General features: G+C 71.6%; 13 protein-coding genes. 7 read left to right on the top strand and 6 right to left on the bottom strand.

The window, feature by feature from the left end:
* Nucleotide 1 precedes the first annotated feature (1 nt).
* The 3 genes from ACZ56E_RS06040 to ACZ56E_RS06030 are packed head-to-tail and all read left to right on the top strand — an operon-like array spanning nucleotide 2 to nucleotide 2,704.
* A complete protein-coding gene (locus ACZ56E_RS06040) occupies nucleotides 2–331 on the top strand; it encodes a darcynin family protein (protein WP_468604204.1) in 330 nt (109 codons plus the stop codon).
* Nucleotides 318–1,310 carry a P-loop NTPase family protein gene (locus ACZ56E_RS06035; RefSeq protein ID WP_471211654.1) on the top strand — a complete coding sequence of 331 codons (993 nt, stop codon included), beginning with the start codon at nucleotides 318–320 and terminating at the stop codon, nucleotides 1,308–1,310. Before ACZ56E_RS06040 ends, ACZ56E_RS06035 begins: the two co-directional genes overlap by 14 nt.
* Entirely contained in the window at nucleotides 1,307–2,704 is a 1,398-nt protein-coding gene (locus tag ACZ56E_RS06030; protein ID WP_471211651.1) for an MFS transporter, read from the top strand. The genes ACZ56E_RS06035 and ACZ56E_RS06030 overlap by 4 nt, the downstream gene beginning before the upstream one ends.
* A gap of 19 nt (nucleotides 2,705–2,723) precedes the next feature.
* On the opposite strand, the gene ACZ56E_RS06025 is transcribed toward ACZ56E_RS06030, so the two are convergent.
* Both ACZ56E_RS06025 and lysS read right to left on the bottom strand, forming a co-directional pair.
* Nucleotides 2,724–2,933, bottom strand: a complete 210-nt coding sequence (locus ACZ56E_RS06025) for a hypothetical protein (protein ID WP_471211649.1) — start codon at nucleotides 2,931–2,933, stop codon at nucleotides 2,724–2,726.
* 133 nt (nucleotides 2,934–3,066) lie between these two features.
* The gene (gene lysS, locus ACZ56E_RS06020) at nucleotides 3,067–4,848 is read right to left on the bottom strand and encodes a lysine--tRNA ligase (protein ID WP_471211646.1); all 1,782 of its coding nucleotides are present in this window, start codon (nucleotides 4,846–4,848) and stop codon (nucleotides 3,067–3,069) included.
* 146 nt (nucleotides 4,849–4,994) lie between these two features.
* Here lysS and argS point away from each other — a divergent pair, with 146 nt between their 5' ends.
* A complete protein-coding gene (gene argS / locus ACZ56E_RS06015) occupies nucleotides 4,995–6,752 on the top strand; it encodes an arginine--tRNA ligase (protein ID WP_471211643.1) in 1,758 nt (585 codons plus the stop codon).
* Nucleotides 6,753–6,779: 27 nt separating this feature from the next.
* Here the strand turns inward: argS and ACZ56E_RS06010 are convergent, their stop codons facing one another.
* The 3 genes from ACZ56E_RS06010 to ACZ56E_RS06000 all read right to left on the bottom strand — a co-directional run bounded on the left by ACZ56E_RS06010 (nucleotide 6,780) and on the right by ACZ56E_RS06000 (nucleotide 10,457).
* A complete protein-coding gene (locus tag ACZ56E_RS06010) occupies nucleotides 6,780–7,709 on the bottom strand; it encodes a hypothetical protein (RefSeq protein ID WP_471211642.1) in 930 nt (309 codons plus the stop codon).
* A gap of 116 nt (nucleotides 7,710–7,825) precedes the next feature.
* Nucleotides 7,826–9,058 (bottom strand): aminotransferase-like domain-containing protein, encoded by a 1,233-nt coding sequence (locus ACZ56E_RS06005; RefSeq protein WP_471211640.1) that lies wholly within the window; start codon nucleotides 9,056–9,058, stop codon nucleotides 7,826–7,828.
* A 106-nt stretch (nucleotides 9,059–9,164) separates the two neighbouring features.
* Nucleotides 9,165–10,457 carry a helix-turn-helix domain-containing protein gene (locus tag ACZ56E_RS06000; protein WP_471211637.1) on the bottom strand — a complete coding sequence of 431 codons (1,293 nt, stop codon included), beginning with the start codon at nucleotides 10,455–10,457 and terminating at the stop codon, nucleotides 9,165–9,167.
* Nucleotides 10,458–10,638: 181 nt separating this feature from the next.
* Between ACZ56E_RS06000 and ACZ56E_RS05995 the strand changes: the two genes are divergently transcribed.
* The 3 genes from ACZ56E_RS05995 to ACZ56E_RS05985 all read left to right on the top strand — a co-directional run bounded on the left by ACZ56E_RS05995 (nucleotide 10,639) and on the right by ACZ56E_RS05985 (nucleotide 12,917).
* Nucleotides 10,639–11,286, top strand: coding sequence for a DUF4232 domain-containing protein (locus tag ACZ56E_RS05995; protein WP_471211635.1), 648 nt, complete (start codon nucleotides 10,639–10,641; stop codon nucleotides 11,284–11,286).
* A 120-nt stretch (nucleotides 11,287–11,406) separates the two neighbouring features.
* Nucleotides 11,407–11,880: a carboxymuconolactone decarboxylase family protein gene (locus ACZ56E_RS05990; protein ID WP_471211633.1), complete on the top strand. Its 474-nt coding sequence runs from the start codon at nucleotides 11,407–11,409 to the stop codon at nucleotides 11,878–11,880.
* Nucleotides 11,881–12,020: 140 nt separating this feature from the next.
* Nucleotides 12,021–12,917, top strand: a complete 897-nt coding sequence (locus tag ACZ56E_RS05985) for an NAD(P)-dependent oxidoreductase (protein WP_471211630.1) — start codon at nucleotides 12,021–12,023, stop codon at nucleotides 12,915–12,917.
* Nucleotides 12,918–12,941: 24 nt separating this feature from the next.
* Here the strand turns inward: ACZ56E_RS05985 and ACZ56E_RS05980 are convergent, their stop codons facing one another.
* Nucleotides 12,942–13,922, bottom strand: coding sequence for a zinc-binding dehydrogenase (locus ACZ56E_RS05980; RefSeq protein ID WP_471211627.1), 981 nt, complete (start codon nucleotides 13,920–13,922; stop codon nucleotides 12,942–12,944).
* Between the last annotated feature and the right edge of the window lie 71 nt (nucleotides 13,923–13,993).

Raw genomic sequence — 13,993 nt, 5'->3', positions numbered from 1 at the left:
CATGAAGTACGGCATCGTCATCCGCTACGAATTCGACGCGTCGTGGCTGCGGCTGAGCAGGGACGAGCGCAACGCCAACGAGCAGGTCTTCCAGCAGGAGATCGTCGGGCCCTTCGCCGACAAGCTGTCCGTGCGCCACTTCGACGCCGAGGCCTTCTCCACCGACTACTCGGACTTCCTGTTCGTGGAGACCGACGACCTCACCTCCTACTACTACTTCATCGAGAAGCTCCGCGACAGCGACTTCATCGCCCATGGCTGGGTGCGCCTGCGCGACATCTCCATCGGCATCCAGGACGGCTACAAGGAGTACGAGAATGACAACGCCTGACCAGTTCGACGCCATCGCGGACGCCGTCCGTACCGAGCTGGCCTCGGTGACCCGGCTCGCCCACATCAACACGTTCCACCCGGGCGCCTTCGACTGGGCGGAGGCACGCACCCCCGAGGAGCTGGCGTACGTCTCCACCGTCGCGTACGGCGAACCGGGCCACGAGGAGCAGGCCGTCGCCTACCTCACCAAGGAACTCGCCCAGCTCGCCGAGATCGAACGGCACGTGAGCACGGTCATGGCCATGGTCATGGGCGAGCTGCACGACCTGCGGGACGCGGTCAACGTCGGCCACGAGCTGCACCACGCCCTGTCATGCTTCGCGGCCGAGGAGATCCAGCACGCGAACACCTTCTACCGGTACGTGCGCGCGCTGTCCGGCAGCGAACCGCGCGTCGACAAGGCCCTGTTCGACGAGCGCCTCGACGTCTTCCGCACCGACGACCACCCGTACGTGAAGCTGGTCGCCCTGTGCTGCTCGGCGTACGTCGGCGAATCCGTCATCACCGTCTTCGAGCACCGCGCCGACGCCCTCGACCCGGGCCGCGAGCGGTTCTTCACCCGGCTCCTGCACACCCACGGCCTCGACGAGGCCCGGCACGTGAAGATCGACCACGTCGCCATGAAGCTGATCTACCCGGCGCTCACCGCGCCGCAGCAGGCCCGGGTACGCGAACTCCTTGACCAGATCGAGGGGTTGAACCGCAAGCTCGCCGACTCCTTCCAGGCGGCCACCGAGCGTATCCTCGGCGTCGACTTCGTGACGGGCAACCCGGCCGCCGCCGTCCAGTTGGAGATGACCAAGGCGTTCGGCGGCAAGGTCTTCGCCGCCGACGGGACGCTGCACACCGTCGACGAGATCCTCGACGACGAACTCAGCGACATGATCACCGCGTTCTCCGGCACCGCGCGCGTGCACGCGGCGGGCATTCCGCCGCTCGCCGCCCCGGTACCGCCGCTCGTCGGGGCTCCCCAGTGACCTCGTCGACGGTGGGCGCGGACGCGGCCCCGCAGGCCCCGGTGGCGGACCGCGCCGCCGCCACGGGCCGGATCGCGGTGGCGGCGGCCGTGCTCGCCCTGCTCCTCGCGGCCATGGACGCCACCGTGATGGGCACGGTGCTGCCCAGCGTCCTCGCGGACGTCGGCGGCGGCTCCGGCGGCGGATACGCCTGGCTGGTGTCCGGGTTCATGCTCGCCCAGGTCGCGGGCACCCCGCTCGCGGGCTGGGTCTCCGACCGGCTCGACGACCGGGTGCTCGCCATCGGCGCGACCGTCGTCTTCCTCGCCGCGTCCGTCGTCGCCGGGCTCGCCGACTCCTTCGGGGTGCTGGTCGCGGCGCGCGTCCTGCACGGGCTGACCGCCGGGGCGATCGTCGTGTCCAGCTACGTCATCGTCGGCCGGGTCTTCGGGCCCGAGCGGCGTGCCAAGGCGCAGTCGATGCTGAGCATGGTCTGGGGCGTGGCGGCGGTGCTCGGCCCCGTCGTCGGCGCGAGCCTCACCGAGGCGTGGGGCTGGCGCTGGGTGTTCCTCGTCAACGTGCCGCTGTGTGTGCTGGTCGTCGTCGCGATCGCGGTCGCGCTGCCCCGGCGCGCCGGCAGCGAGGACGACTCGGCCGCGCGCAAGGGCTTCCCGGTCGGGGAGTACGCCCTCGTCACCGGCGGCTCCGCGCTGTTCCTCTGCGGTCTGCAGGGGAGCTCGCTCGGCATCGGGAACGTCGGCGGGGCGGCCGCGGTGGCCGTGGGGCTGCTCGCCCTGGCGCTGGTGCGCCGCTTCGGCGGCAGCCTCGTACCGCGGCAGATGTTCGCCCGTACGCCGTCGGCGGGGGCGGCGCTCGCCACCGTCGGCGCGTGCGTCGTCATGTACGCCACGGTGACCGTGCTGCCCGTCCGGCTCGCCGAACGGGGCATGTCCACCGCGGGGGTCGCCGTGGTCGTCGGCCTCTCGGCGCTCGGCTGGGTGGCGGGCAGCGCGGTGACGGGCGGCCTGATCGCCAAGCACGGCTACCGTCCCTCGATGGTCGCGGGCGCGCTCGCGCTCCTCGGCAGCGCCGCCCTCAGCGCCACCGGTGAACTCCCGTGGCTGTCCGGGCTGTTGGCGGGCATCGGCACGGGCGCGGTCACGGCGGCGACGCTCGCCCTGATCCAGGACCAGTCGCCGCCCGCGCAGCTCGGGGTGGCGACCTCGGCGGCCACGATGCTGCGCAACATCGGCTCGGCGGCGGGCGTCAACGGCATCGCAGCCCTGTCCGCGGCGGTCGCCACCTCGTCGTCGCACGACGGCGACCGGGCGTTCTGGGTCCTCGCCGCCGTGGCCGCGGTCACCGTCCTGCTGCCGGCCCTGTCCGCGCCCCGGCGGCGCGCGACCGTGGCCTGATCCTGCCGAAGACGGGCTCTCAGGCGCGGGCCCTGCGCCGGTGCTTCGTCGTCTCGCCGTAGAGGGCGAGCCCCGCGCCCACCACGAAGAGCGCGGCGTACAGCGGCGTGGGCACGTCCCACCACTTGTGCAGCATGCCCCAGGGGCCGTCGCCGAACATCCGTCCGGCGACGCCCAGGCCGCCCTGAATTCCCACGACCCAGCCGACGATGGCGATGATTTCTCTCATACGCCCATGATCGGCCGCGGTTCCGGGGCGCACGTCCTGCCTCCGGCCGAATCCGCGGTAGTCCGAAGGATGCACCGCGCACGGCAAAGGCCCCGTTCCAACCGGAACGGGGCCTTGCTGTCTCACCGGGGCGCTAGGCCGCCAGCAGCTTGCGCACGCGGTCCGCGCCGACCGCGAGGAGCAGCGTGGGCAGCCGCGGGCCGGTCTCCCGGGTGACGAGGAGGCGGTACAGGAGCGCGAAGAACGAGCGCTGCGCCACCTTGATCTCCGGCGGGAGCTCCTTCGCCGTCGCGTCCGCCGAGAAGCCCGCCTGCACCTTCGGCACGCCGTAGACGAGGTGGGTGAGGCCGTCCAGGGACCAGTGCGAGTCCAGGCCCTCCAGGAGGAGGCGGAGCGATTCACGGCCCGCGTCGTCCAGCGAGCCGAGCAGCTCGGTGTCCGGCTCGGAGCGGACGATGGTGCGGGCCTCGGCCGGGACCTGGGTGGTGATCCAGTTCTCGGCGCGGTCCAGGCGCGGCCTGGCCTCGTCGAGGGACGTGATCGGGTCGGACGGGTCGAGGTCGCGCAGGATGCGCAGCGTCTGGTCCTCGGCGCCCGCGGTGATGTCGGCGACGGAGGCCAGCGTGCGGTACGGCAGCGGGCGCGGGGTCCGCGGCAGCTCACCGGCGGCGGTCCGCACCGCGCGGGAGTGCGCGGCGGCGTCGGCGGGCAGCGCCGAGCCGTCGGCGACCTTCGCCTCCAGCTTGTCCCACTCGTCGTAGAGCCGCTGGATCTCCTGGTCGAAGGCGATCTTGAAGGACTGGTTGGGCCTGCGGCGCGCGTACAGCCAGCGAAGCAGCGGCGCCTCCATGATCTTCAGGGCGTCGGCCGGGGTCGGCACGCCGCCCTTGGAGGACGACATCTTCGCCATGCCGGAGATGCCCACGAAGGCGTACATGGGGCCGATGGGCTGCACGCCGTCGAAGATCTGCCGCACGATCTGGCCGCCGACGACGAAGGACGAGCCGGGCGAGGAGTGGTCCACGCCGGACGGCTCGAAGATCACGCCCTCGTACGCCCAGCGCATGGGCCAGTCGACCTTCCAGACCAGCTTGCCGCGGTTGAACTCGCTGAGCAGGACGGTCTCGCCGAAGCCGCACGCCGTGCAGGTGTAGACGAGCTCGGTGCTCTCCTCGTCGTACGAGACGACCGTGGTCAGGTCCTTCTCGCACTGTCCGCAGTAGGGCTTGTACGGGTAGTACCCGCCGGAGCCGCCGGAGCCGTCGTCCTCGCCGGCCGCGCCGGAGCCCTCGGCGGCCTCCAGCTCGGCCTCGTCGACGGGCTTCTGCTGCTGCTTGCCCTTGCCGGCCTTGGCGGGGTCCTTCTTGGTGCGGTACTGGTCGAGGATCGCGTCGATGTCGCCGCGGTGCTTCATCGCGTGCAGGATCTGCTCGCGGTAGGCACCCGAGGTGTACTGCTCGGTCTGGCTGATCGGGTCGTACTCGACGCCGAGCTCGGTGAGCGCCTCGGCCATCGCGGCCTTGAAGTGCTCGGCCCAGTTCGGGTACGCGGATCCTGCCGGGGCCGGGACGGACGTCAGCGGCTTGCCGATGTGCTCGGCCCAGGACTCGTCGACGCCGGGGACGCCGGCCGGGACCTTGCGGTACCGGTCGTAGTCGTCCCAGGAGATCAGGTGGCGGACCTGGTACCCGCGGCGGCGGATCTCGTCGGCGACCAGGTGCGGGGTCATGACCTCGCGGAGGTTGCCGAGGTGGATCGGGCCGGACGGGGAGAGACCGGAGGCGACGACCACCACCGGAGCCTCGGCACCGGCTTGTTTCGCGCCCGGGGCACGACGCTCCGACTCGGCGATGACCTCATCCGCATAGCGGGAGACCCAGTCGGTGGTATCGGTGCTCTGAGCCACGATCGGCACGCCTTTCCTCTTCTATGTGAGTACCGCTTGTCGGAGCCATTCTCCCAGGTCGCCCCGTAACCGCGAAAACCGCTTTTCACCGCGTGGGATACTCGGTTTTCGTAGCTTCAGCACACCCAGGCACCCGAGCAGAACGGCACCCATTCATGGCCTCGGTCACGTCCCTCACCGCCTCCGTCCACCAGCGCCTCGCGGACGCCCTCTCGGCTGCCCTGCCGGAGGCCGGTTCCGCGGATCCGCTGCTGCGACGTAGCGACCGGGCCGACTTCCAGGCCAACGGCATCCTGGCGCTCGCGAAGAAGGCCAAGGCCAACCCGCGCGAGCTGGCCACCCAGGTCGTCGAGAAGATCACCGCCGGCGACCTGCTCGCCGACGTCGAGGTGTCGGGCCCCGGCTTCCTGAACGTGACGGTCACCGACAAGGCGATCGTCGAGACGCTCGCCGCCCGCGCCGCCGACGGCGACCGGCTCGGCGTGCCCCTGAACCCGCACGCGGGCACGACGGTCATCGACTACGCCCAGCCGAACGTGGCGAAGGAGATGCACGTCGGCCACCTGCGTTCGGCCGTCATCGGCGACGCCCTGCGCCACATGCTGGACTTCACGGGCGAGAAGACGATCGGCCGCCACCACATCGGCGACTGGGGCACCCAGTTCGGCATGCTCATCCAGTACCTCATCGAGAACCCGGGCGAGCTGGCCCCGGCCGACGAGGTCGACGGCGAGCAGGCCATGTCGAACCTGAACCGGATCTACAAGGCGTCGCGCGCGGTCTTCGACGCGGACGAGGCGTTCAAGGAGCGGGCCCGCAAGCGGGTCGTCGCGCTCCAGTCCGGCGACAAGGAGACGCTCGACCTGTGGCAGCGGTTCGTCGACGAGTCGAAGGTCTACTTCTACTCGGTCTTCGAGAAGCTGGACATGGAGGTCCGCGACGAGGAGATCGTCGGCGAGTCCGCGTACAACGACATGATGGCCGAGACGGCGCGGCTCCTGGAGGAGTCGGGCGTCGCGGTCCGCTCCGAGGGCGCGCTCGTCGTGTTCTTCGACGACATCAAGGGCAAGGACGACCAGCCGGTCCCGCTGATCGTCCAGAAGGCGGACGGCGGCTTCGGATACGCGGCCTCCGACCTCTCGGCGATCCGCGACAGGGTCGTCGGCCTGCACGCCACGACGCTGCTGTACGTGGTGGACGTGCGCCAGTCGCTGCACTTCAAGATGGTCTTCGAGGCGGCCCGCCGGATGGGCTGGCTGAACGACGACGTCACCGCGCACAACATGGGCTACGGCACGGTGCTCGGCGCGGACGGCAAGCCGTTCAAGACCCGTGAGGGCGAGACGGTGCGGCTGGAGGACCTGCTGGACGAGGCGGTGCAGCGCGCCGCCGAGGTCGTGCGGGAGAAGGCGCGGGACCTCACCGAGGACGAGATCCAGGAGCGGGCGTTCCAGGTCGGCATCGGCGCCGTGAAGTACGCGGACCTGTCGACGTCGGCGAACCGCGACTACAAGTTCGACCTCGACCAGATGGTGTCCCTGAACGGCGACACGTCCGTCTACCTCCAGTACGCGTACGCGCGCATCCAGTCGATCCTGCGCAAGGCCGGCGAGATCCGCCCCGCCGCCCGTCCGGAGCTGGCGCTCGACGCGGCGGAGCGGGCGCTCGGCCTCCACCTGGACGCGTTCGGCGACACGGTCGCGGACGCCGCCGCGGAGTACGCGCCGCACAAGCTGGCCGCGTACCTCTACCAGCTGGCCTCCCTGTACACGTCGTTCTACGACAAGTGCCCGGTCCTGAAGGCGGACTCCCCGGCACAGGTCGAGAACCGCCTGTTCCTGTGCGACATCACGGCACGGACGCTGCACCAGGGCATGGCCCTGCTGGGCATCAGGACGCCCGAGCGCCTCTGACGCTCGGGCGGCCTGGCGGGGGCGGGGTCAGGCGTAGTAGTGGATGGTGCCGTGCATGCCGGCTTCCCCGCCTCCGCAGTAGTGGCTGTAGCGGGCGGCGAGCGCCTTGATGGTGCCGTCGTCCGCCGTGGCGAGGCGGGTGACGGTCAGGCTGCCGCTCGCCTCACCGCACCCACGGCCGTTGCCGTGCATCGACAGGCCGCCCTTCTCGGTCGTGACGGTGTAGGTGCGGCCCGCTTCGAGCCTGTCGCCCTCCGGCACGTAGAAGCGGACGGTCCAGTCCTCGCGCCTGCCCTCGACGGCGTACCGGAAGCCGGTGCGGACGTTCCCGTCGAGCAGGAAGGTGCTGCGGGCCCCGGTGTGCGTCCCGGCCGTGCCCTGCCCGATCCAGTCGTCCGCGTCGCTCTTGTAGCTGTACGAGAGCGGGAACGCGTCGTACTTGACGGTGCCCTTGAGCGCGGGCGCCGTGGCGCTCTCGCAGTGCTGCGTGAACGTGGCATCGAGCCGGGTGACGTCGCCCGACGCGTCGGTCTCGATCTGGTGGACGGAGAACTGGCCCCAGACCCGGTTGCAGCCACGGTGCTCGCCGGTCACTTCGAGGCCGGGGGCGCGGCCGGTGCGGAAGTCCGCGCGCTCGGCGTCGCGGTAGACGCCGGGGTGCAGCTTCTCGCCCTTGGGCGCCGCGAGCTGGACCTCCCAGTTCGCGTCGGGCAGCTCCACCGTCACGTCCTCCGCGGTGCCGCTGATCCGCAGGGCGGTGTCCGGTGCCTTGTACGAGGCGGACTTGCCGTCGCCTATGTAGTCGCCCGCGGCGCTCGTGTACGCGTACGAACTGACGGCGACCGGGTCCCCGGGGGCGGCCTGCGCGGGGGCGGCGACGGCGAGCAGGCCGCCGGCCACCGCGACGCCCACCAGGGCGCGCCGGAGTCTCCCGGCGGGCAGAGCCGAAGTACGCATGGATGATCCCCTCTGTGAAGCATCCGCACTCCCCAGGCGGATGAACTGTCAACAGTGGTCACCCTAGGCTCGCCGACTGCCAACTGCCCCCGCCGTCACACGAGTTCGCTCACTTTTCACCGAGCCTCCGACCGAGCCCACCGGCCGATTCCCCGGCCGAGCCGCCGCAGCCCCTCCGCGATCTCCTCCTCGGTCTGCGTCACGAAACACAGGCGCAGGGTCGACCGGTCCGGCGCCCCGGCGAAGAACGGCTCCCCCGGCACGTACGCCACGTCGTGCGTGACGACCGTCCGCAGCAGTTCCGCCGTGTCGTAGCCGTCGGGCAGCTTCGCCCACACGAACATGCCGCCCTCCGGACGGATCCACCGGGAGCCCGCCGGGAGCGCGTCGGCGAGGCCGGTGAGCAGCGCGTCCCGGCGGTCGCGGTAGACCGCCGCGACGCGGGCGACGTGCGCGTCCAGGTCCCGGTCGGCCAGATAGCGCGCCGCTGCGAGCTGGTTGACGGTGGGCGTGTGCAGGTCGGCGGCCTGCTTGGCGACGGCGCAGGCGCGCAGCAGCGCGGCGGGCGCGCGCAGCCAGCCGAGCCGCAGGCCGGGCGCCATGATCTTGGAGAAGCTGCCGAGGAGGACGGTCCGGTCACCGGCCCCCGCGTACGTGGCGATCCACGGCACGCGCTCGCCCTCGAAGCGCAGCTCGCCGTACGGGTCGTCCTCGACGATCCAGAGCCCGCGCCGCCCGGCGACCTCGGCGACCGCCGCGCGGCGGTCGGCGGGCAGGGTGCGGCCGGTCGGGTTCTGGAAGGTGGGGACGGTGTAGAGCAGCTTGGGGCGGTGCAGGGCGACGAGTTCGTCGAGCGCGGCCGGGTCGATGCCGGACTCGTCGCAGGGCACGGGCACCACGCGCGCGCCCGCGAAGGCGAAGGCCTGAAGTGCCGCCAGATAGCAGGGGTTCTCGACGAGGACGGTGTCGCCGGGCTCGATCAGCGCGGTCGCGAGGAGCGAGAGCGCCTGCTGGGATCCGGTGGTGACGAGCACGTCGTCGGCGTCGGTCGGCAGACCGCGGCCGGCCACCCGCGCGGCGACGGCGGTACGCAGCGCGGGCTCGCCCTCGGTCGTCGAGTACTGCAACGCCCGCTCGGGGGTCTCTTCGAGGACCGCGCGGAAGGCGGCCGCGATGCCGTCGGCGTCGAAGAGGGCGGGGGCGGGCAACCCGCCCGCGAAGTTGATGACTTCGGGCCGCGCGGTGACCGCGAGGATGTCCCGTACGGGCGAGCCCCCGACCGCTGCGGCGCGCGCGGCGAGCGGCGGCGTGGGGGCGGCTGCGGTACGGGCGGGCTCGGTGACGGTCACGGCGGCGGCTCCTTCGGCTCTGGCGAATGTGCCCGCACCCTAAACACGCAGGTACGGGCCGCACACTCCATTCCGGGATGCGGACGCCGACGCCGAGGTGGGCGGCTCAGCCGTCCTGCAGCTGCCTCTCCCACTTGGAGCCGCCGGGCGGCCAGCCATAGGTGGGACGCCCCTTCTTGCCGCTGGTGCGGAACGGCTTGCCCTGGTCGTCGATGCGCAGCGAGTCGTGCCGCTTGCCGCTCGACCACTCCAGCTCCAGATACCACCGCACGTCGTGCAGATCGGTGTCGGCCATGATGAAGAAGACCTCGGGGTCGTTCTCACTGACCTTGTACGGGAAGTCACGCTGACCCGACTGGGGTTTGAGGCGCGGCGAGCCGTCGTCGAGGTCGATGGAGAAGGACTTGGGGTCCACGTTGCCGCCGCAGCCGGTCGCCATCTGGAAGTTGTTCCAGTCCAGCGGCGCACTGGTGCTCTGCACACGGACGTTCATGTCCTGGAGGACGACGGTGTCCTTGCCCATGCCCTGCACGGTGACCTCGATGAGCTGCCGGCCCGCGGGGACGGCGCCGAGGTCACCGACCCAGCCGGCCGCGTCCTGCACGGCGGGCTGCTGCGGCACCTCGTCGGCCTTGCGGTTCACCAGGAAGCTCTGGAGGCAGGGGTCGTCGAAGGCGTACGGCCTGGTGCGAGCCGTCACCGGCACACCGGGGTCGCTCTGCGCGCCGCCGGACGTGGGCCCCTTGCGGCCGGGGTGGGAGGCGTTGGGGGGCGGGCTCCCCTTTCCGGACGGCGAGGCGGAGGGGGTGGCGCCCTTCTTGTGCTCGCCGTCGTCCTTCTTGCTCTTGCCGTCGTCCTTGCCCTTGGCCTTGCCGGGTGCGGTGTCCACGGGGTCGCCGGGTTCCGGCGAGGAAGCGGCCCGCGCCTTGTGCCGGTTCCCGTCGCCGTCTCCCCCGCCGTTCATGGCGAGGGCGACGGAGCCGAGTCCGACGACAGCGGCGACGGCGGCCGCGAGCACGAGCGTCCGCCGCTTACGCGACGGGGGCCGCTTGGCGAGAACCACGACCTGGTCCGGGTCGGACTCCGCTTCTTTCTGCGGAGCCTGCGCGGGCTCCGGGGCGCTGGGGGCGGCGGGGGCAGCGGGAGCGGCGGGCTCCGCCTTCCTGCCCCGCGTCGCGTCCGCGAGGATCCACCGCCGGTGGACCTCGACGAGCTCTTCGGGGGTCGCTTTACAGAGCCGGGCGAGCCGCTCCAGAGGGGCGAACTCCGTTGGCACGGCATCCCCGTTGCAGTACCGGTGCAACGTCGACGTACTCATGTGAAGCCGTCGCGCCAGCACTCCATAGCTGAGCCCCGACCGCTCCTTGAGCTCCCGCAGCAACTCCGCGAGAGACGCCATCTCCGCCCTCCACCATTCCATTCAGACGTTCCAGGGGGAGGTCATTCCCCCTGGCCAGAGCCGGTACGAACGTTCCAGCGTCCCCAACTCCCCGGCCTCCATGGCGCCTTGGCCAAACCACGGCACAAGCTGTGGCCCATACAAGCACGCCGCTCCCGGCACTCCACACAGAGGATCAGCCATGTTCCGCACCGGCCCCCGCACCCGTTCCCGTACCACCCTCGCCGTCCGTACCCTGGCGGCCACCGGGATCGCCCTGGGCGGGCTGTCCCTGACGGCCTGTTCGGACGGCACCGGCACCCGGGACGAAGGTGCGGCGACGCTCGTGGCACAGACGACGACCCAGCACAGCACGGTTCCCGGGCCCACCACCAACCGGCGCACCGGGGACCGGGCGCGGCAGCCGGCCGTCTGCACCGGCGCCAACACCGAGGTGAAGGTCACCGAGGTGGCTCGGCCCGCGAACCACCTCCTGATCACCGCCACGAACATCGGCCGCGTGCCCTGCCACGCCTACAACGCCCCCTTCCTCCGCTTCGACGACGCCCAGTCCACGACCGCCGTCGACCACGACTCCACGCCGCAGGCGGTCGTCACCCTGCGGCCGAGCCAGTCGGCGTACGCGGGCGTCGCCCCCTCGGCGGCGGACGGCGGCGGCACGGACGGCCGCACCGCCCACCGCCTCGGCGTCCACTTCGCGAACCGGGCGATGGACGGCAGCATCGGCCCCGAGGCGGTCCTGAAGCTCCCCGCGGCGGGCGTGTACGTGGACGGCTCCGCCACGGTCACCTACTGGCAGCCGACGCGGCAGGACGCCCTGGACCGGTGACCCCGGGCGACCGTCCGACGGGAAGAGACCCAGCTCACACCCGCTCCTGTCACATCTCGCCCGCGCCCGTCCGTCGTAGAGGTGTAGGACCTGGCACCGACAAAGCCACAGGAGCACATCATGGAACCCCGTTTGAACGTCTTCGCCAGCCCGTCCGCCGGAAAGGCCCTCAAGCACCTGACCGCGGTCAACAAGGTCGTCTCGGAGACGGGGCTGCCGGCCGCGACGCAGGAGCTGGTGAAGATCCGCGCGAGCCAGATCAACGGCTGCGGGTTCTGCCTCGACATGCACACCAAGGAAGCGGCCGCCGCCGGTGAGACGTCGACGCGTCTCCACCTGGTCTCGGCGTGGCGCGAGGCCAAGGTGTTCACCGAGGCCGAGCGGGCCGCGCTGGAGCTGACGGAGGAGGGCACCCGCATCGCCGACGCGGCGGGCGGCGTCCCGGACGAGGTGTGGGCCAACGCCGCGAAGCACTACGACGAGGAGCAGCTCACCGGACTGGTGACGCTGATCGCGCTCATCAACACCTTCAACCGCCTGAACGTCATCGTCCAGCAGCCCGCGGGCGACTACCAGCCCGGCCAGTTCGGCTGACGATCACCGGCACGGGGAGCTCCGACCTGCTCACACACCTTTTGGTAAGTACCGCACAGAAAAGTCGGTACTTGTCCAACTGTCAGCGCCGAACGAGGATCGATCGCGTACCCGACGCACCGTCCTCGAAGGAGCTCCCCGTGCCCAGCAACGCCGAGAAGAACACCAGCAGTTCCGCCGTCACCGTGCTCGGTCTCGGCCTGATGGGCACCGCCCTCGCCACCGCCCTGGTCGAGGCCGGGCACCCGACGACCGTGTGGAACCGCACGAAGTCCAAGACCGGCCCCCTCGCGGCCCAGGGCGCCACCCCCGCCGACACCGCGCGGGACGCCATCACCGCCGCCGACCTCGTCATCGTCTGCCTCACGACCAACGACAACGTACGCACCCTGCTGGCGCCGGAGGCCGACGCACTCGCCGGCCGCACCGTCGTGAACCTCACCAACGGAACCCCGGGCCAGGCGCGGGAGTTGGCGGGCTGGGCGGCGGCGCACGGCATCACGTACATCGACGGCGGCATCATGGCCGTCCCGCAGATGATCGCCACCCCCGGCGCGTACATCTTCTACAGCGGCACCGACGAGGCGGCCTTCGAGACGCACCGCCAGACGCTGGCCGCCCTGGCCGACACGAAGTGGGTCGGCAAGGACCCCGGCCTCGCCGCCCTCTACGACCTGTCGCTGCTCACCGGCATGTACGGCATGGCGATGGGCGTCGCCCAGGCCTTCGCGATGATCCGCAGCGAGGGCATCCCGGCCCGTGAGCTGGCGCCGCTCCTGACCGACTGGATCGTCGCGATGACGCAGGGCCTGGTGCCCGACGGCGCCGAGGCGCTCGACACCGACCAGCATGTGACGGACGTCTCGAACCTCGCCATGAACCGCGAGGCGTTCCCGAACTTCACCACCGCGTTCGCCGAACAGGGCCTGCGCACCGACCTGTTCGAGCCGTTCCAGGACCTCCTGGACCGCGCCGTCGAGCAGGGTTACGGAGCCGACGGGTTCTCGCGCATGCCGCTCCTGCTCAAGAAGGACTGACGTGCGGGGCACCGGGCCACGGGGTCACGGGACGAGCAGCACCTTCCCCGTGGTCTCCCGGCGCTCGATGGCGGCGTGCGCCTCGGCCGCCCGCTCCAGCGGGAACGTCTGGACCGCGGGCACCAACTGCCCCTTGGCGGCGGCCTCCAGAGCCTCCCGCTCGTACGCGGGACCGTCCTCGGGGCTCCCGAGCAGCTGGAGGAGCGCGTTGGTGAAGGTGATCCGCCGCTCCGCGAGCAGCTCGGGCCCCGGCTCGAAGTCCTCCTGCGACGACCAGCCGATGACGACGTACCGCCCACCGTCGGCGATCAACTCGAAGGCCGCCGCGCCCTTTTCCCCGCTCACCCCGTCGAGTACGGCGGTCACGCGCCGCCCGCCGCCGAGCCGCTCGGCGACCTCGCGCTGCCAGCCGGGCTCGTTGTAGTCGACGGCGATGTCGGCGCCGAGCGCGCGCACGGCCTCGACCTTGGCGGGGCCCCCTGCCGCGCCGATCACCGTCGCCCCGAGTGCGTGCGCGTACTGGACCACGAGCCGCCCCACGCCACCGGCGGCGGACGTCACCAACACCACGTCGTCCGCGCGGAGTCGCGCCGCCCGCAGAAGTCCCATGGTGGTGGCCCCGGTCACCACCATGGCCACCGCGGCCTCGAAGCCGAGCCCGTCCGGGACGACGTGCAGCTTCGCCACGTCGGCGACCGCCAGCTCGGCGTACCCGCCGGGCGCCGAGCGCGAGACCACCACGGGCCGCCCGAGCCACGCACCGTCGACATCGGGGCCCACGGCCTCCACGGTCCCCGCGACCTCACCGCCGAAGACGGCGGGCAGCTCGGGCAGCGGCGGCGCCATCCCGGACGCCTCGCCCCGGCGCATGACGGTCTCGACGAAGTGGACTCCCGCCGCCCGTACGGCGATCCGGACCTGCCCGGGCCCCGCGACGGGGTCGGGCAGGGTCTCGTACCGCAGGTTCTCGGCGGGACCGAACTCGTGCAGGACGACAGCGCGCATGGTGTGCTCCTCGGAACGTGGAAACGAACGTCGATGCACACCACCCTCCGACTTCAACCAAGGTTGAGGTC

This window comes from Streptomyces sp. NPDC039480 (assembly GCF_055597165.1).
Note: the sequence above shows the minus strand (reverse complement) of the source record. Positions and strands in the feature narration are given on the sequence as shown.